Origin of the sequence: Hymenobacter sp. CRA2, assembly GCF_002007105.1 — a bacterium.
Lineage (GTDB): Bacteria > Bacteroidota > Bacteroidia > Cytophagales > Hymenobacteraceae > Solirubrum.
The window spans coordinates 90296-106905 of record NZ_MVBC01000012.1 but is presented as its reverse complement, the minus strand read 5'-3'; the positions used below and the strand labels follow the sequence as shown (position 1 = coordinate 106905).

Below are 16610 nucleotides of genomic sequence, written 5' to 3'. Positions count from 1 at the left end.
ACTCCATGCGTCTTCCTTCTGTGCTGTTGAGCCTGCTGTGCCTGGCAACTTTGCCCGCCTGCTCGCAGGACCATAAAGCCGCCGCGCCTGCCGGCCCCAACCCGCCCAACGCCAAAGTGACTGGTCAGACGGCCGCCACCAAGGATTATCCCAAAGCCCAGCCCGTGACCGGCAAGCCCGACGAATTTCCGGTGCGTAAAACCGACGCGGAATGGCGCAAGCAGCTCACGCCCGACCAGTACTACATTCTGCGCCAGCAGGGCACTGAGCGCCCCTTCACCGGCAAGAACCACGACAACCACGCAAAGGGCAGCTACTACTGCGCCGCCGACCACAACCTGTTGTTCTACAGCTCCGAAAAGTTTGAATCGGGTACGGGCTGGCCAAGCTTCTGGGCGCCGGCTACAAACCAGAGCGTGAAGGTCACCGGCGACAACTCGCTGGGCATGAGCCGCGACGAAATCGTGTGTGCCCAGTGCGGCGGCCACCTCGGCCACGTATTCGACGACGGCCCCAAACCCACTGGCCTGCGCTACTGCATGGATGGCAACGCAATGGTGTTCGTGAAAGCCAAGTAGCAGCGCGCTCTGCTGTATTTACAAGGACAAAGCACGACTCGGTAAGAAGCACCGCCCGAAGCACCTGCAACAGTAGGCGGTTCGGGCGGTGCTTGTTTTAGGTAGCACCGTGGTGTGCCTGCGTCGTTGTTGTTTGTATTAGCGAACCATCCAAGTGCGGTAGCCCAACTTGTAAGGCTTAAGTGCCTTGAGGCACAATTCTTACATGCCACAAGCCCCGTCATTGCGCTTTCGCACGCCCTGGCTCCGCAGAAGGGCTGCCGCATAGCTGTGTCAGGGACAAATTAACCGAACATCGGCGCTGCACTTGCGTTCAGCAGGGGAGGGGCGAGGCACTTACGCGCCGCCCCGCGCCGCTGATGAACCTTCCATTTCGCTTCGCGCTCCTCGCGGCCTCGGCCGGTGCGGCCTTTCTCGGGGCCTGCTCCGCTTCCGATACCGCCCTCGAAACCGACCGCGCGCCCACCGAAATCCGCACCGATGCCGACCGCCAGGCCGCTTACAACCGCGGCATTGGCACCGGCAGCTCAGCCCCCGATGCCACGCCCGGCCGCGTACCGCAAGTACGCGAGCAGGCCGCCGCGACGGGCGGCCGGCAGCGCATCGAATCTATCAACACCAACGACCCAAATAACACGTCCCAGGAAACGCGCATGCGCCGCATTCAGGGCAATTCGACAATTATCATTTCAGATTCGCTGCGCCGGCCATAGCTCACGTGTAGAGGTGCAATAAACCAAATGGCCCGGCTTCTCCGCAGAGAAGCCGGGCCATTTGGTTTATAGGCGTCAATCGGCGGTTTACACGTCGTTGGGCACTGGCGCAGTGCCATTAGCCTGTGTGCCATCGGGGCTGATGGCGGCGCTGCGCCCGGTGGCCGTAGTGCGGGAGCGGTTTGTGCGGCCCGAAGCGGCGGGCTTGGCGCCCGCGGGCGTGGCCGCTTGGCGGCGCGGGGCCGCGCGGCGGGCAGGCGCAGGGACCATTGCTGGTGCCGCGGCTGGCTCATCGGCCGCCGGCGCTGCGTACGGGGTTGCTGACTCGGGGCTGGCAGCAGCGGTAGGGGCGGCGCCCAGTGCTTCTTCGAACAGGCGCTGCGTTTCCTGCTCCAGGCGCAGCGACGCCGCCGCTACCAGGTCCTGAATCTGCACTTTGGTTTCCTTGCGGATGCGCTTCGTCAGTTCCTTTACGCGCTTATCAAGGTCTTTCTGCGCTTGTTTGGCGGCGGCTTTTATCTGGCGCTTCTGGCCTTTTTTGGATAGCTCGGGGCTGATGGCAGCTGGCAGATCAATGCTGCTGTGGGCGGCCAGGGAAGGAGACTTTGCCTGAGCCTTGATGGCTTTGCGGTCCGCTTTGGCCTGGGCTTTAGCGGCTTTGCGCTCCTCTTTGCTAAGGGCTTTCTTGCTTTTCTTAAGCGGCGGAGAATCGGCCAGGGGTTGGGGGGTGGAAGGGTCGGTTGGGGGTGATGCGGCCATGAAAAGGGGTATTTAGCTCGGTAGTGTATTGGACGGGCAAATCAAGGTAATTGTTATCAACGGCTTATGTTATGTTTTTCACCGCGCTGCGTATCAGGCCGAAGACTGCGTGGCCGCGCATGTAGGCTATTCGTTCTTTCTTTGCGGTTTCAAATCTGCTTTTGACTTTGCCGCGGCCCAACCTCCCCGCGGCTTCCGCTGTTTTCTCTCCCGATGCAAACCGCTCCCCAACGCTATACCATTACGGCCGCGCTGCCTTATGCCAACGGCCCGGTACACATCGGTCACCTGGCCGGCGTGTACATTCCCGCCGATATCTACGCCCGTTACCTGCGCAGCCAGGGCCGCGACGTGAAGTTCGTGTGCGGCTCCGACGAGCACGGCGTGCCCATCACCATCCGCGCCCAGAAGGAGGGCGTCACGCCCCAGCAGGTGGTCGATAAATACAACGCCATCATCCGCGACTCCTTCAAGGACTTCGGTATTTCCTTCGACATCTACGCCCGCACCTCCAACGAGACGCACCGCGAGACGGCCTCCGCCTTCTTCCGCAAGATGTACGAGGCCGGGCAGTTCACCGAGCAGGTGTCGCAGCAGTACTACGACGAGCAGGCCCAGCAATTTCTGGCCGACCGCTACATCGTGGGCACCTGCCCCACCTGCGCCAACGAAAACGCCTACGGCGACCAGTGCGAGCGGTGCGGCTCCTCGCTCAGCCCCACCGAGCTGATCAACCCGCGCTCCATGCTCTCCGGCAATCAGCCCGTGCTGCGCGAAACCAAGCACTGGTACCTCCCGCTCGATCAGTACGAGCAGTGGCTGCGCGAGTGGATCATCGAAGGCCACAAATCGGACTGGAAAACCAACGTGTACGGCCAGTGCAAGTCGTGGATCGACCAGGGCCTGCAGCCCCGCGCCGTAACGCGCGACCTAGACTGGGGCGTGCCCGTACCCGTGGAAGGCGCCGACGGCAAGGTGCTCTACGTGTGGTTCGACGCGCCCATCGGCTACATCTCCGCCACCAAGGACCTGCTGCCCGGCGACGCCTGGAAACCCTACTGGCAGGACCCCAGCACCAAGCTGGTGCACTTCATCGGCAAGGACAACATCGTGTTCCACTGCATCATCTTTCCGGCAATGCTCAAGGCCCACGGCGACTTTATCCTGCCCGACAACGTGCCCGCCAACGAGTTCCTGAACCTGGAAGGCGACAAGATTTCGACCTCGCGCAACTGGGCCGTATGGCTGCACGAGTACCTGCAGGACTTCCCCGGCAAGGCCGACGTGCTGCGCTACGTGCTCTGCGCCAATGCCCCCGAAACCAAGGACAACGACTTCACCTGGAAGGACTTCCAGGCCCGCAACAACAACGAGCTGGTTGCCAACCTTGGCAACTTCGTCAACCGCGCCGTGGTGCTGACGCACAAGTTCTTCGGCGGCCAGGTGCCCGCGGCCGGCGAGCTGACCAGCGCCGACCAGGAAGTTTTTGCCCAGCTGGCCGACTTCCCCCAGCGCATCGGTGACCTGATCGAAAACTACCGTTTCCGCGACGCGCTCAACGAGCTGATGAACCTCACGCGCCTCGGCAACAAGTACCTGGCCGAGACCGAGCCCTGGAAGCTCATCAAAACCGACGAAGCGCGCACTGGCACCGTGTTGCACGTGGCTCTGCAGCTGGCCGCCTCGCTGGTCACGCTCATGGAGCCCTTCCTGCCCGTAGCCGCCGCCAACTTGGGCCGCATGCTAAACACGGCGCAAGGCAGCTGGTCTACTGCCGGTAATCCTGCCACCCTGGCCGCTGGTCACCAGCTCGGCGAAGCCTTCCTGCTCTTCGACAAGATTGAGGACAAGACGGTGGAAGCCCAGGTGCAGAAGCTGCTCGATACCAAGCTGGCTAATCAACTGGCCAACGCGCCCGTGCAGGCGGCCAAAGACAACGTTTCGTTCGAGGAGTTCGGGCGCATGGATCTGCGCATCGGTACCATCCTCACGGCCGAGAAAGTAGCCAAGACCAAGAAGCTGATGAAGCTCACCGTGGACACCGGCCTCGACAAGCGCACCATCGTCTCGGGTATTGCCGAGCACTTCGCGCCCGAGCAGCTCATCGGCCAGCAAGTGCTGGTGCTGCTGAACCTCGCCCCGCGCGAAATCAAAGGCATCGAGTCGCAGGGCATGCTGCTGATGGCCGAAAACGCCGACGGTAAGCTCAGCCTGATGCAGCCCGGCCAGCCCGTGCGCCCCGGTTCCTTCGTGGCGTAAGGCCGCCGGCTCACTGGCAGTCATTGCGAGCGAAGCGCGGCAATCCTTCCTCCAGTAGTACTGACGCTATAACTGGCATCAGCCAAAACAGCACCGCCCGAAACCTGCAACTGTGGTTTCGGGCGGTGCTGTTTTCGGTGAGTAGGTAATGGCCCGTTGTGCCGCGAGGGGAAGGATTGCCGCGCTTCGCTCGCAATGACGGTGAACGGGCGCTACTTCACGTTCACCACGTTCATGGCCCGCTCGATGCCCAGCGTGCCAAAGGCCAGTACAGCCTCGCCAGCCTTTTCCAAGCGCAGGGGCAGGTCGATCTGCTCGTCGGCCGAAAAGGGGCTGAGCACGTAGTCGACCTGTCGGCCTTTGGAGAAGCTGGAGTCGATGCCGAAGCGCAGGCGGGCGTATTCGTCGGTGCCCAGCGTCTCCTGGATGTGCTTGAGGCCATTCTGCCCGCCGGCCGAGCCTTTGCCCTTCAGGCGCAGCTTGCCGAAGGGCAGGGCCAAATCGTCGGTTACCACCAGCATCTGCTCCTTTTCCAGCTTGAGCGTGCTCAGCCAGTGGGCCGCGGCTTTGCCGCTCAGGTTCATGTACGTGGTGGGCTTCACCAGCACGAAGGTTTTGCCTTTGTGCTTGATTTCGGTGGTGAAGGCGTGGCGGCCCAGCTCCCAGGGCGCCGCTTCGAACTTGCGGGCCAGGTAGTCGCCCACCATAAAGCCCACGTTGTGCCGTGTATCAGCGTATTCCGGCCCGATGTTGCCCAGGCAGAGGATCAGAAATTTCATACAGAAGTCTTACTGGGGCGCAAACGTAAAAAATCCTGCCCCGCCACCAGGCAGAGCAGGATTTTTCTCTTGCGGGTAGCGCAAAAACCTATTTCTCGGCCTGCATCTGGCCTTTCAGCGCACGCGGGATGGCCACGGTGGCGATAGGAGCCAGTTGGTTGGTCAGGATCTTGTAGCCAGTGGTTTCCACCTTGCTTACTTTGATCGACTTGCCCAGGCCCAGGTCCGAAATGTCCACGGCTACGAAGTCGGGCAGGTTCTCGGGCAGCGCCTGCACTTTCAGCTTGCGCAGCTTCGACACCAGTTTGCCACCTTGCTGTACGCCCGGCGATACGCCCACGTACTTCACCGGTACGTCCATTTTCACCTCTTTGCCTTCCTGCAGCTGCAGGAAGTCGACGTGCAGCAGCATCTCGTTCACGGGGTGGAACTGAGCGTCTTGCACGATGGCGCGGTAGGTGTCACCTTCCACGTTCAGGTCCACAATGTGCACCTCGGGGGTGTACAGCAACTCGCGGAACAGGATGGCGGGCACGTAGAAGTGAACTTGCGTCTCGCCACCGTACATCACGCACGGTACATACGACTCCAGGCGCAGGCGCTTGGCTTCCTTCTTGCCGAGATTCGCTCTTTTAAACCCTACAATCTCCAGGCTTTTCATAAAACTGGTGTTGAAAAAGTGTGGCCCCGTTAAAGGCCTTGAAATGAATTTGTTCCGCTCAGCGGGTAAGGCCGAAGGGGCCGCAAAGGTACGCGGTTAAGTTGGGATTGAAAAGCGCGCAGAGACTATATGTATTGAATGGAATAGGAGAGAGGCAAAAAGAACGTCATCCTGAGCAGAGCGAACCGAAGGTCGACGTAGTCAAAGGACCTTTCCCGCACCCTGTACCGCTGTTGGCTACGAAGTGACGACGCTTTTCTAATAAACCAGAAGCGCAGCCATTGAGGCCCGGACGATTGGGCGTTAGTGGCTGCGCTTTTGTGTTAGTGCAGGGCTGGAGAAAAGTCCTTGACTACGTCGACCTTCGGTTCGCTCTGCTCAGGATGACGGACGATTTATTACCGCCGTTCTATATTATATAAAGAGCGAGCTGATGGACTCGTGCGACACCACGTTGTGAATGGCGCGGGCGAAGAGGTCAGCCACGGAAATCACCTTGATCTTCTCGTTTTCCTCGCGTAGCGGGATGGTATCGGTGGTAATCAGCTCCACCAGCGAGGAGTTACGGATTCGCTCGTGGGCCGGGCCGCTGAGCACGGGGTGGGTGATGACGGCGCGCACGGAAGCGGCACCGCGCTCCAGCAGCAGGTCAGCAGCCTTGCACACGGTGCCGGCCGTGTCCACGATGTCATCCACGAGCACCACATTCATGCCCGTCACGTCGCCGATGACCTGCATCGACGCAATTTCGTTGGCCCGCAGGCGCATCTTGTCGCAGACCACGATTTCCGCCCCGAACTTCTTAGCAAAGGCCCGGGTGCGCACCACACCGCCCACGTCGGGCGAGGCGAAGATGAGGTTATCCAGGTTCAGCGACTTGATGTAGGGCGCCGTGATGGTGGAGCCGTCCAGATGATCCACCGGAATGTCGAAGAAGCCCTGAATCTGGCCGGCGTGCAGGTCGCAGGTCATCAGGCGGGAGGTGCCCACGCTCTGGATGAACTCGGCCACCACTTTGGCGCCGATGCTCACGCGCGGCTTGTCCTTGCGGTCCTGCCGGGTGTAGCCCATGTAGGGCATCACCACGTTGACTTTGTAGGCCGAGGCGCGCTTGGCCGCGTCCACCATCAGCATGAGCTCCATCAGGTTGTCGGAGGGCGGGAAGGTGCTCTGGATCAGAAATACCTCGCAGCCGCGTACGCTCTCGTTGAAGCTCGGGCCGATTTCGGAGTCGGCGAAGCGCTGAATGGTAAGGTCGCCGAGGGGCTGACCGTAGGCGGCGGCAATTTTTTCGGCCACGGCGCGCGACGTGGTGCCGGAGAAGATTTTGACCTGCGAGGACATGAGAGAAGAATGGGAACTGAGTGAGCGAAGCAAGGAGCCGGCCGCCGCAAAGTCGGGGAAGCACGCGCTAGAGGCTTGGTTCGCAGGCCACTCAGGCCCCGGACCGCCGCTAACGCGTGGGCCGACCGGCAGAGACCGTAAAACGCAAAAGGCGCCGACTCCGCTCCGAAGAGGGGGCCAGCGCCTTGTTGGTTGTCCGACCAGGGCTCGAACCTGGACTTTCTTGAATCAAAATCAAGCGTGTTGCCAGTTACACCATCGGACAATTTTCCATCCGGTTACCAGTGGTTGTGCCGTTTGGGTTTGCAAATGTAGCTACGTTTTCGCTGCCTCCAAATTTTACCCAAAAAAAAATTTCAACGAAACCCCCTCAGTAAGCTCAAAAAGGCCCTTTTTCCGGTGATTTTCAGCGAGAAAACTTTCTGCGCATTTTCGCCGCCGAGCTGGTTTGTTCGGGCGCCGATTGGGCCGTACTTTTGCGGCCTGAAACTGCTCTCATTCTCCCATATAAAGAACTGCAATGGCGAATACCGGCAAAATCACCCAGGTTATCGGCCCCGTCGTGGACGTGAGCTTCGCGGGTGAAGGCATTAAGCTTCCCAACATTCTCGACGCCCTCGAAGTCATCAAGGACAACGGCACGCGCGTTATCCTGGAGTGCCAGCAACACCTGGGCGAAGACCGTGTGCGCACGATTGCCATGGACTCGACGGACGGCCTGACCCGCGGCGCCGAAGTGCGCGACCTGGGCACGCCCATCCAGATGCCGACCGGCGACGCCGTGCTCGGCCGCCTCTTCAACGTGGTCGGCGAGGCCATCGACGGCCTGCCCCAGCCTTCGGCCTCCGGCTCGCTGCCCATCCACCGCTCGGCCCCGCGCTTCGAAGACCTCTCCACCAGCACCGAGGTACTGTACACCGGTATCAAGGTTATCGACCTGATCGAGCCCTACGCAAAGGGCGGTAAAATCGGGCTGTTCGGTGGTGCCGGCGTAGGCAAAACCGTACTGATCCAGGAGCTGATCAACAACATCGCCAAGGCCTACTCGGGTCTGTCGGTATTTGCCGGCGTGGGCGAGCGTACCCGCGAAGGCAATGACCTGCTGCGCGAAATGATCGAAGCCGGTATCGTACAGTACGGCGAGGAGTTCATGCACGGCATGGAAAAAGGCGAGTGGAACCTCGACGCCGTGAACCTGGAAGGCATGAAGGACTCGAAAGCGACCTTCGTGTTCGGCCAGATGAACGAGCCCCCCGGAGCTCGCGCCCGCGTGGCCCTGTCGGGTCTGACGGTAGCTGAGAACTTCCGCGACGGCGACGGCCAGGGTGCCGGCCGCGACATCCTGTTCTTCGTGGACAACATCTTCCGCTTCACGCAGGCGGGCTCGGAAGTATCGGCTCTGCTGGGCCGTATGCCGTCGGCCGTAGGTTACCAGCCCACGCTGGCCACCGAAATGGGTGCCATGCAGGAGCGCATCACCTCGACCAAGCGCGGTTCCATCACCTCGGTACAGGCGGTATATGTACCGGCTGACGACTTGACTGACCCGGCGCCGGCTACGACCTTCGCCCACTTGGACGCTACCACGGTTCTGTCGCGTAAAATCGCCGAGCTGGGCATTTACCCGGCCGTGGACCCGCTCGACTCGACCTCGCGTATCCTCGATGCCGCCATCATCGGCGACGAGCACTACAACACGGCCCAGCGCGTGAAGGAGATTCTGCAGCGCTACAAGGAACTGCAGGACATCATCGCCATCCTGGGCATGGACGAACTCTCGGAAGAGGACAAACTGGTGGTGTCGCGCGCCCGTCGCGTGCAGCGCTTCCTGTCGCAGCCCTTCCACGTGGCTGAGCAGTTTACCGGCCTGAAAGGCGTGCTGGTAGACATCAAGGACACCATCAAAGGCTTCAACGGCATCATCGATGGTCTGTACGACCACCTGCCGGAAGCTGCGTTCAACCTCGTGGGCACCATCGAGGATGCCGTAGCGAAGGGCGAGCGTCTGATGGCTGAGGCCCGCTAATTTCTAATGTGGGGAATGTGCTGATGTGGGAAATGTGAAAATAACTTTCACACAACCCTCAGCACATTCATCACATTTCCACATTTCTCACATTAGAAAGCCATGCGTTTAGAAATCATCACGCCGGACCGGAAGGTGTTTGAGGGGGAAGTTACCTCGGCCGTATTTCCGGGTGCATCCGGTCAGTTTGAAGTGCTCAACAACCACGCGCCGATGATTGCCGCCTTGCAGGCCGGCGAGCTGCGGGTGACCAGCGCCACCGGCCGCGAGTCGTTCCGGGTGAGCGGCGGCGTGGTGGAAGTGCTGCGCAACAACGTGACGGTGCTGGCCGAATCCGTTCTGGCCTAAGCTACGTCCCGACCTAATTGGAAGCCCCGTGGCCCTTACCGGCTGCGGGGTTTTTGTTTTTGCGCGGCGGCTAGTTTGGCGGCGCGGCGCCGCGTAATTTTGGGTGGGCATCCTTGCCCATTCACGTAATCAGGACAACCCGTGCTCAGAGGGATACTAGCGGTAGCCGTGGCGGCTGTCGCATGCGGCGAGGTGGCGGCGCAGGATCAGCAGACGACCTTCCGCAAAGCGTACCAGATCAACGATACGGCTACCATGCGCCTGACCCTGGCCCGCTGGCGCCAGCAGGAGCCGCGTAACGCCAACGTGTACGTGGCCCGGGCCAGTTACCTGCTGCGGCGGGCCGAGCAAAGCCGCGGCCGCAAGGGTAGCCCGGCGGCGCCGGCCGGCAAAGCCGCTGCCCCCACAGCGGCGCAGCTAACTGAAGCGGCCCAGGACGCCCTGTGCCAAGCACTGACGCTGGCGCCCGACCGCCTCGACGTACACTTCGCCTTGGCCAAGTCGTACGAAAAGCAGGGCGACGCCCGGCAGCAGGTGGTGGCGCTGCGCCAGGCCCTGAACAGCCACGGCAAAAACGGGCAGCCCTGGTACTGGTACGACAGCGCCGAACTGCCGGCGCCGGAGGGCGAGTTTGTGCCGGCTTCGCTGGATGATTACGCTGAGTTCTACTGGCAGCAGGGCGGCGAGGCTGCGTTGGCCACGGGCAAGCAGCTGACGGAGCTGATTACCGAATTCTACCCGGAAAGCTACCTGGGGCCCTTTAACCTGAGCCAGTACTACAGCAGCCGCGGGCAGCACGAAGAAGCGCTGGCGCAGCTGAAACAGGCGGCCAAGCTCCAGCCTAAGGAAGCGGCCACGCTGGCAGCTTTGGTAAAAACGAGCTTGGTGCTAGGCCACAAAACCGAGGCCCAACAGTACCTCACGCAGCTGCGGAAGCTGCCCGAAACCCAGGAACTGGTGGCCGAGCTCAATCAACAGCTGAAGCAGGTCAAGTAGGCCACCGCCGCAGCGGGTAGCAGGCATAGAAAAGGCGCTTGCGGAACCCGGGGGCGCCTTTTTGGCACTTTGGCGGGCAAATACCCCGCGCTGTCGTATCGTTGTGGCTGCAAAGCCGCCTCCATATGCCGCCCGTCGACCCGTACAATTCCATCGAGAACATTTACACGCCCCGGCAGCGGCACGTGTTGCTCATTGCCTCGCTAGTGGGGCTGGTCACGCTGATGCTGTTTGGGCTGGCGCACTACCTGACAGCCTTTCTGGCGGCGGGCATCCTATTCGTGGTGTTTCGGCCGCTGTGGGTGGCGCTGGTGCACAAGCGGCGCTGGAACCGGCGCTTGGTCACCGTGGGCATTCTGGTACTGACGGTGGTGGTGCTGGTCATCCCGTTTTACGCGCTCAGCTCCCTGCTGATTGACCGGCTGGTGGCCTATGCCCGGCAGCCGGAGCGCATTCTGGACGTGCTGCACAAGCTGGAGCAGGCCACAGGTTTCAAGATAACCTCGCAGGACAACGTGCGGCAGCTGCTGCAGCAGGGCGCGGGGCAGGTGAGCCGCTGGCTGCCCACGCTGGCCAGCAGCGCTCTGAACTTCCTGGTGGTAGTCGGGCTGATGCTGTTCACGATGTACTACATGTTCGTGCAGGAAACATACTTCCTGCTCGGGCTGCGTCGCTACATGCCCTTCCGCAGCGAGACGATGAACGAGCTGGGCGAGTCGCTGAAAAACAACGTCAACGCCAACGTGCTGGGGCAAGTGTTGGTGGCCCTGGTGCAAGGCATCCTAACGGGCCTCACTTTGCTGCTTTTCGGCGTGCCCGATCCGCTGTTCTGGGGCGTGGTGGCCTTTTTTATGGCGTTTCTGCCGGTGCTGGGCACGCCGCTGGTGTGGGGGCCGGCGGCCCTGTACCAGTTTTCGCAGGGCGAGACGGGTCGGGCCATCGGCATCCTGCTGGTCGGGCTTATCGTCATCATCAATGTGGATAACCTGCTGCGCATCCTGCTGGCCAAGCGCATGGGCGACATTCACCCGCTGGTGACGCTCGTGGGGCTGGTGCTGGGCGTGGAAATCTTTGGCATCATCGGGCTGGTGGTGGGGCCGCTGCTGGTGTCGTATTTCCTGGTGCTTATGGAGGTATTTCGGCGCGAAAACCGGGCGGCGCAAAAAAAGAAAAACCGGCTTCCGCCCGGTACGGAGGCGCCGGGCGTGGGGTAACAGGCAAGCAGGAGGGCGGGCAGGCGGGATTAACGGGGCCGCGGCTGTAGCTTGCAGGACCGTCGGCCGGCTGGTGCAACCCCGCTGTCCGGCCGGTGCCTTTGCCCCCAACTTCCCCGCTTCCCATGGCCTCTATCCACCCGAAAATCACGCCCATCTACCAAACGTCGGTCTTTAAGTTTCAGGACCTCGACGAGCTAGACCAGTACTACCAGGAGCCCAACAGCCGCTACCTGTACTCGCGCAACGGCAACCCCAACTCCGACGAGCTGGCCGACGCCGTAAACGCGCTGGAGGGCGGGGCCGGGGCCGTGGCTACGTCGTCGGGCATGGCGGCCATTTTTGCGGCTATTCTGGCCTACTGCCAGGCCGGCGACCATGTGCTGTGCGCGGCGGATATCTACGGCGGCTCGGCCGCGCTGCTGAACACCGAGCTGAGCCGCATGGGGGTTTCGGTGACGTACGTGCCCTTCGAGCAGCTCTACGACCTGGGTCAGCACCGGCAGGACAACACGCGCCTGCTGCTGGCCGAAACCATCAGCAACCCGCTGCTGCGCGTGGCCGACCTGCGCCGCCTCGCCGCGCACTGCCACGAGCTGGGCCTGAAGCTGGTGGTCGACAACACCTTCGCCACGCCGCTGCTGACCCAGCCGCTGGCTCTGGGGGCTGATATTACCCTGCACAGCGTCACCAAATACATTGCCGGCCACTCCGACGTGACGGCGGGCGTGGCCGTGGCCGCTGAGCGGGAAGTAGCGGCGCGTCTTAAGCAAATCGGGGTGTTCTACGGCCTCACGCTGAGCCCTATGGAAAGCTGGCTGGCCGTGCGCGGCCTCAAAACGCTGCGTCTGCGCATTCGGGAGCACAGCCATAACGCGCTGGCCCTGGCCGAAATGCTGAACCAGCACCCGGCCGTGCGCGCGGTGTACTACCCCGGCCTGCCCACCCACGAGCAACATGCATTGGCAGCCGCGCAGGGCGGCGGGCTGTTCAGCGGCATGCTTTCCTTTAAGCTCACCGACGACAAGGAAGCCGTGAGTGAGTTCATGCGCCGCACCACGCGCTTCCCGTTTGCCCCGTCCCTGGCCGGGGTCGATTCTTCGCTGTCGTATCCGCTTGGTACCTCGCACCGCGCCCTCACGGCCGAACAGCAAGCCGCGCTGGGCATTACCGTCGGCTTGATTCGGCTGTCAGTTGGTATCGAGCCAATCGAAGAGCTGATGGCCGACTTACAACAAGCTCTGAGCTAGAGTCGCCAAGTTTTATACTACTCAGCTGGCGTTTTATGCTGGCAGGTCTGCGTTTTGTACTGCAGAATGAACTTTATGGGCTGTTTATCCTCCGTTTTGGGCTAAGTTTCAGGCTTCGGCGCGGAAATTAGAAAAACTCCCGTAACGCTTTCACTACGCGCCGCACGTCGGTATCAGTCATGGCTGAGCCGGATGGTAGGCACAGGCCGCGGGCGAATAAGTCTTCGCAGACGGTGCCGCCGTACATCGGGCTGCTAGCAAACAGGGGCTGCAGGTGCAGCGGCTTCCACAGCGGCCGGGCCTCAATATTGTGGCTTTCGAGGTGCTGGCGCAGGTCTTCGGGCGTGCGGTCGGTGTGCTCGGGCCGCAATAGGATAGTCGTGAGCCAGCGGTTGGCGCGCATCCCTTCGGGCTCGGCCGGGCCTACCTGCACGGCCTCCACAGGCTGCAGTAGCTCATGGTACTGCGCGTAAATCTCGCGCCGCCGCTTCACGCGGTCTTCAATCAGCTCCATCTGCCCGCGGCCGATGCCGGCCAGCAGGTTGCTCAGACGGTAGTTGTAGCCCTGCACCGAATGCTGGTAGTAGGGCGCCGCGTCGCGGGCCTGCGTGGCCAGGAAACGCGCCTGCTGGGCCCATTCCGGGTTGTTGGTGAGCAGGGCCCCACCGCCGCTGGTGGTGATGATTTTGTTGCCATTGAACGACAGCACGCTCACGGCCCCAAACGAGCCCAGCGGCTGCTGCCGGTACCGGGCGCCCAGGGCTTCGGCGGCGTCTTCCAGCACCGGTACGCCGTACTCGGCGGCCACAGCCAGGATTTCCGTGAGGCGCGCAGGCATGCCGTACAGGTGCACCACCACCACCGCCTTCACCTGCTTGCCCTGGCGCTGCCGGTCGGCCAGGGCCTCGCGCAGCTGCTCGGGGCAGAGGTTCCAGGTGGTGGCTTCGCTGTCGACAAACACCGGTTCGGCCCCGACGTAGCGCACCGGGTTGGCGGTGGCCACGAAGGTGAACGAGGGCACGATGACCTCGTGGCCAGGGCCCACGCCGAGCAGGAGCAGTGCCAGGTGAATGGCGGCCGTGCCCGAGCTGAGCGCCACGCAGTGCCCGGCACCGGTGTATTGGCACAGGTCCCGCTCGAAGCCGTCGAGGTTGGGACCCACGGGCGCCACCCAGTTGTCTTCGATGGCCTTGTGCAGGTAGTTCAGCTCGTGGCGGCCGAGGTGGGGCGGCGAGAGGTAAAGCCGGTCGTATTCGTCGCTACGCATCAGAAGAAAGCAAAAGCCGAAGCTCGGGCTGCCGGGAGAGCAGCCACGGTGGAAAGGGGGACAGAGCAACCGCAGCGGCGGTGCCGAAGCAAGTTCGGAGGTCTACGCGAAGAACACGGCGGGTTAGTTGGCGCCGTGCTGCTTAATGACCTGCGCCGGTACGCCCACAGCCGTGCAATCGGCCGGCAAATCCCGCACGGCCACGGCGCCGGCGCCCACGATGGTACGCGCCCCCACGCGCACTTGGTTGATGACGGTGGCGTTGGTGCCCAGGTACACGGCCGTTTCCAGGTAAGCCTCGCCGCCGACGTTGGCGTGGGGCATCAGGGAGCAGAAATCCTCCAGCACGGCGTCGTGGCCGATGGTGCAGCCCAGGTTCAGCAGCACGTGCCGGCCCAGGCGGATGTCGCAGGTGAAAATGCAGCCCTGGCAGACGATAGAGCCCGCGCCGAACTGCACGAACTGGTAGGGCCGCACCACCACCGAGGGGTGCAGCAGCGTGGCAAAATGCACGCGCTCGGACGTGAGGCCGGCCACCACGGCAGCGCGGTGGTGGCTGTTGCCGATGGCCACGGCGGCGTACACCGACTCTTCCTGCTGGTTCAGGTCGTCGATGGTACCCAGCCACGGCAGCTCGTGCACCCGGTCGTTGGGCGGGCGCTGGTCGTCGTAGAAGCCGAGCACGTTCCAGCGCAGCTCTACTTCGTTGATCTGGCGCACCAGCATCAGCACTTCGCGGCCAAGGCCGCCCGCACCGACGATAACCAAGGGGCGTACGCCAGTGAAATCGGGGTCTTCGTAGTCGGTGAAAAACAATTGCGTCATGCAGCTTACTCAGAGGAAGGGGCCGAGCCGCGGAAGGCTTGGGTAGTGGCTTGGCCGGGCGCCGAAACGCCGTGGGCGCCGAGCACGCGGCCGGCCGTCAGCGCTAGAATACGCAAATCCAGCGCAAAGGACACACGCTCGACGTACCAAACATCGTAGCGAAATTTCTGCTCCCAGCTGATGGCGTTGCGGCCGTTGATCTGCGCCCAGCCCGTAATGCCCGGGCGCACCGCGTGGCGGCGGGCTTGCTCAGGTGAATACAGCGGCAGATACTCGGGTAGCAAAGGTCTGGGGCCCACCAGGCTTATGTCGCCGCGCAGCACGTTCCAGAGCTGCGGTAGCTCGTCGAGGCTGGTGGCGCGCAGCCAGCGGCCGAGGCGGGTCAGGCGCTGGGCGTCGGGCAACAGCTGGCCGTGGGCGTCGCGCGCCTCGGTCATGGTCTGCAGCTTGTAGAGCGTGAACAGCTGCGCGTGCAGCCCCGGCCGTAGCTGCCGAAACAAGACGCTCCGCTGGCCCGGCTGCAGCCAGAGCAGCAAGGCGGCCAGCGCCAGCACCGGCAGCGTGAGCAGCAGCAGCGGCAGGGCCACCGCTACGTCGAGCCCGCGCTTGCCCCGGCGACGGTACCAGGAAGTGGCCGGAGTAGGAGGGACGTGGAGCGCGGGCATGAGCGGCGGAAATACGCAGCAAGTTACGGGCTGCCGACGACGCGGGACGCAGCCCGGGAATATACACCGGGGTGGCATGGTTGCGCCAGCCTGCCGTTCTTTGCGCCATGCTCGTCTTCCCCAACGCCAAGCTCAACCTCGGTCTGCACATCACGGAGCGCCGCCCCGACGGCTTCCACACCCTCGAAACCGTGATGGTGCCCCTACCGTGGTGCGACGCGCTGGAAGTGCTGCCCGCCGCCGAAACCAGCCTCGCGCTTACCGGCCGGCCCATTCCCGGCGACCCGGCCACCAACCTCTGCCGCCGCGCCTACGAGCTGCTGCAGGCCGACTTTCCGCAGGTGCCGCCGGTACAGCTGCACCTGCACAAGGTGGTGCCCATCGGGGCCGGGCTGGGCGGCGGCTCGGCCGATGCCGCCTTTGCGCTGCGGGCGCTGAACACGGTGCTTGGTCTAGGCCTCACCGGCGAGCAGCTCGAAGCCTACGCCCGCCGCCTGGGCTCCGACTGTGCCTTCTTCATCCGCAACGAGCCCGCCCTGGCCACCGGCCGCGGCGACGAGCTACAGCCACTGCCGCTGCCCCAACTGCGCGGCGCGGCCTGCAAGGTGATTTACCCCAATCTGCACATCAGCACCGCCGAAGCCTACGCCGGCGTGACGCCCCAAGCGCCCCGGCACGAGCTGCGTACGGCCTTGGCCGGCCCCATCGAGACGTGGCGCGACACGGTGGTAAACGATTTTGAAGACTCGCTGGCACCGAAGTACCCGTTGCTGGAGCAGCTAAAGCAGCAGCTCTACGTGGCCGGCGCCGCGTACGCCAGCCTTTCGGGCTCCGGGTCGGCCGTGTTTGGGCTGTGGCCGGGGCAGGCGCTGCCACCGGCGCTGAAGCTGCCGGCCGAGTTTCTGGTGTGGGATGGGCAGCTGTAG

Annotated in this window: 16 protein-coding genes and 1 tRNA gene; 9 read left to right on the top strand and 8 right to left on the bottom strand. The window is 62.9% G+C overall.

Features of this window, described 5'->3' with window-relative positions:
• Positions 1–5: 5 nt before the first annotated feature.
• Together msrB and B0919_RS18140 are read left to right on the top strand one after the other, a co-directional pair.
• A complete protein-coding gene (msrB, locus tag B0919_RS18145) occupies positions 6–578 on the top strand; it encodes a peptide-methionine (R)-S-oxide reductase MsrB (RefSeq protein ID WP_078013795.1) in 573 nt (190 codons plus the stop codon).
• Between the two features lie 359 nt (positions 579–937).
• Positions 938–1291 carry a hypothetical protein gene (locus B0919_RS18140; protein ID WP_078013703.1) on the top strand — a complete coding sequence of 118 codons (354 nt, stop codon included), beginning with the start codon at positions 938–940 and terminating at the stop codon, positions 1289–1291.
• 87 nt (positions 1292–1378) lie between these two features.
• On the opposite strand, the gene B0919_RS18135 is transcribed toward B0919_RS18140, so the two are convergent.
• Positions 1379–2050, bottom strand: a complete 672-nt coding sequence (locus B0919_RS18135) for a hypothetical protein (protein WP_078013702.1) — start codon at positions 2048–2050, stop codon at positions 1379–1381.
• A 213-nt stretch (positions 2051–2263) separates the two neighbouring features.
• Between B0919_RS18135 and metG the strand changes: the two genes are divergently transcribed.
• Positions 2264–4309, top strand: a complete 2046-nt coding sequence (gene metG, locus B0919_RS18130; RefSeq protein ID WP_078013701.1) for a methionine--tRNA ligase — start codon at positions 2264–2266, stop codon at positions 4307–4309.
• Positions 4310–4521: 212 nt separating this feature from the next.
• On the opposite strand, the gene pth is transcribed toward metG, so the two are convergent.
• From pth to B0919_RS18110, 4 genes are all read right to left on the bottom strand, one after another.
• A complete protein-coding gene (pth, locus tag B0919_RS18125) occupies positions 4522–5088 on the bottom strand; it encodes an aminoacyl-tRNA hydrolase (protein ID WP_078013700.1) in 567 nt (188 codons plus the stop codon).
• Positions 5089–5176: 88 nt separating this feature from the next.
• Positions 5177–5749, bottom strand: a complete 573-nt coding sequence (locus tag B0919_RS18120; protein WP_078013699.1) for a 50S ribosomal protein L25/general stress protein Ctc — start codon at positions 5747–5749, stop codon at positions 5177–5179.
• Positions 5750–6163: 414 nt separating this feature from the next.
• Positions 6164–7093, bottom strand: a complete 930-nt coding sequence (locus tag B0919_RS18115; protein ID WP_078013698.1) for a ribose-phosphate pyrophosphokinase — start codon at positions 7091–7093, stop codon at positions 6164–6166.
• A 189-nt stretch (positions 7094–7282) separates the two neighbouring features.
• A tRNA-Gln gene (locus tag B0919_RS18110) sits at positions 7283–7358 on the bottom strand.
• A gap of 255 nt (positions 7359–7613) precedes the next feature.
• Between B0919_RS18110 and atpD the strand changes: the two genes are divergently transcribed.
• From atpD to B0919_RS18085, 5 genes are all read left to right on the top strand, one after another.
• Entirely contained in the window at positions 7614–9119 is a 1506-nt protein-coding gene (gene atpD, locus B0919_RS18105; RefSeq protein WP_078013697.1) for a F0F1 ATP synthase subunit beta, read from the top strand.
• A 102-nt stretch (positions 9120–9221) separates the two neighbouring features.
• Positions 9222–9467, top strand: a complete 246-nt coding sequence (atpC, locus tag B0919_RS18100; RefSeq protein WP_078013696.1) for an ATP synthase F1 subunit epsilon — start codon at positions 9222–9224, stop codon at positions 9465–9467.
• A 168-nt stretch (positions 9468–9635) separates the two neighbouring features.
• Entirely contained in the window at positions 9636–10463 is an 828-nt protein-coding gene (locus B0919_RS18095) for a hypothetical protein (protein ID WP_139362231.1), read from the top strand.
• Between the two features lie 125 nt (positions 10464–10588).
• The gene (locus B0919_RS18090) at positions 10589–11677 is read left to right on the top strand and encodes an AI-2E family transporter (RefSeq protein ID WP_254846608.1); all 1089 of its coding nucleotides are present in this window, start codon (positions 10589–10591) and stop codon (positions 11675–11677) included.
• Between the two features lie 125 nt (positions 11678–11802).
• Positions 11803–12927, top strand: a complete 1125-nt coding sequence (locus B0919_RS18085) for a trans-sulfuration enzyme family protein (RefSeq protein ID WP_078013694.1) — start codon at positions 11803–11805, stop codon at positions 12925–12927.
• Between the two features lie 127 nt (positions 12928–13054).
• On the opposite strand, the gene B0919_RS18080 is transcribed toward B0919_RS18085, so the two are convergent.
• The 3 genes from B0919_RS18080 to B0919_RS18070 form a co-directional block, all read right to left on the bottom strand.
• Complete coding sequence (locus B0919_RS18080; RefSeq protein ID WP_078013693.1) at positions 13055–14194, bottom strand: DegT/DnrJ/EryC1/StrS family aminotransferase; 1140 nt, start codon at positions 14192–14194, stop codon at positions 13055–13057.
• A gap of 123 nt (positions 14195–14317) precedes the next feature.
• The gene (locus tag B0919_RS18075; protein ID WP_078013692.1) at positions 14318–15019 is read right to left on the bottom strand and encodes an acetyltransferase; all 702 of its coding nucleotides are present in this window, start codon (positions 15017–15019) and stop codon (positions 14318–14320) included.
• 5 nt (positions 15020–15024) lie between these two features.
• Complete coding sequence (locus B0919_RS18070) at positions 15025–15684, bottom strand: sugar transferase (RefSeq protein WP_078013691.1); 660 nt, start codon at positions 15682–15684, stop codon at positions 15025–15027.
• Between the two features lie 107 nt (positions 15685–15791).
• On the opposite strand from B0919_RS18070, the gene ispE reads away from it, so the two are divergent.
• Complete coding sequence (ispE, locus tag B0919_RS18065; protein WP_078013690.1) at positions 15792–16610, top strand: 4-(cytidine 5'-diphospho)-2-C-methyl-D-erythritol kinase; 819 nt, start codon at positions 15792–15794, stop codon at positions 16608–16610.

Excerpts from the sequence above, each read along its gene's own strand:
- B0919_RS18115 (WP_078013698.1), bottom strand. The coding sequence starts at position 7,093 with ATGTCCTCGCAGGTCAAAATCTTCTCCGGCACCACGTCGCGCGCCGTG.
- B0919_RS18090 (WP_254846608.1), top strand. The coding sequence starts at position 10,589 with ATGCCGCCCGTCGACCCGTACAATTCCATCGAGAACATTTACACGCCC.
- metG (WP_078013701.1), top strand. The coding sequence starts at position 2,264 with ATGCAAACCGCTCCCCAACGCTATACCATTACGGCCGCGCTGCCTTAT.
- B0919_RS18070 (WP_078013691.1), bottom strand. The coding sequence starts at position 15,684 with ATGCCCGCGCTCCACGTCCCTCCTACTCCGGCCACTTCCTGGTACCGT.
- B0919_RS18075 (WP_078013692.1), bottom strand. The coding sequence starts at position 15,019 with ATGACGCAATTGTTTTTCACCGACTACGAAGACCCCGATTTCACTGGC.
- B0919_RS18080 (WP_078013693.1), bottom strand. The coding sequence starts at position 14,194 with ATGCGTAGCGACGAATACGACCGGCTTTACCTCTCGCCGCCCCACCTC.
- ispE (WP_078013690.1), top strand. The coding sequence starts at position 15,792 with ATGCTCGTCTTCCCCAACGCCAAGCTCAACCTCGGTCTGCACATCACG.
- B0919_RS18140 (WP_078013703.1), top strand. The coding sequence starts at position 938 with ATGAACCTTCCATTTCGCTTCGCGCTCCTCGCGGCCTCGGCCGGTGCG.
- msrB (WP_078013795.1), top strand. The coding sequence starts at position 6 with ATGCGTCTTCCTTCTGTGCTGTTGAGCCTGCTGTGCCTGGCAACTTTG.
- pth (WP_078013700.1), bottom strand. The coding sequence starts at position 5,088 with ATGAAATTTCTGATCCTCTGCCTGGGCAACATCGGGCCGGAATACGCT.
- atpD (WP_078013697.1), top strand. The coding sequence starts at position 7,614 with ATGGCGAATACCGGCAAAATCACCCAGGTTATCGGCCCCGTCGTGGAC.
- B0919_RS18120 (WP_078013699.1), bottom strand. The coding sequence starts at position 5,749 with ATGAAAAGCCTGGAGATTGTAGGGTTTAAAAGAGCGAATCTCGGCAAG.
- B0919_RS18135 (WP_078013702.1), bottom strand. The coding sequence starts at position 2,050 with ATGGCCGCATCACCCCCAACCGACCCTTCCACCCCCCAACCCCTGGCC.
- atpC (WP_078013696.1), top strand. The coding sequence starts at position 9,222 with ATGCGTTTAGAAATCATCACGCCGGACCGGAAGGTGTTTGAGGGGGAA.
- B0919_RS18085 (WP_078013694.1), top strand. The coding sequence starts at position 11,803 with ATGGCCTCTATCCACCCGAAAATCACGCCCATCTACCAAACGTCGGTC.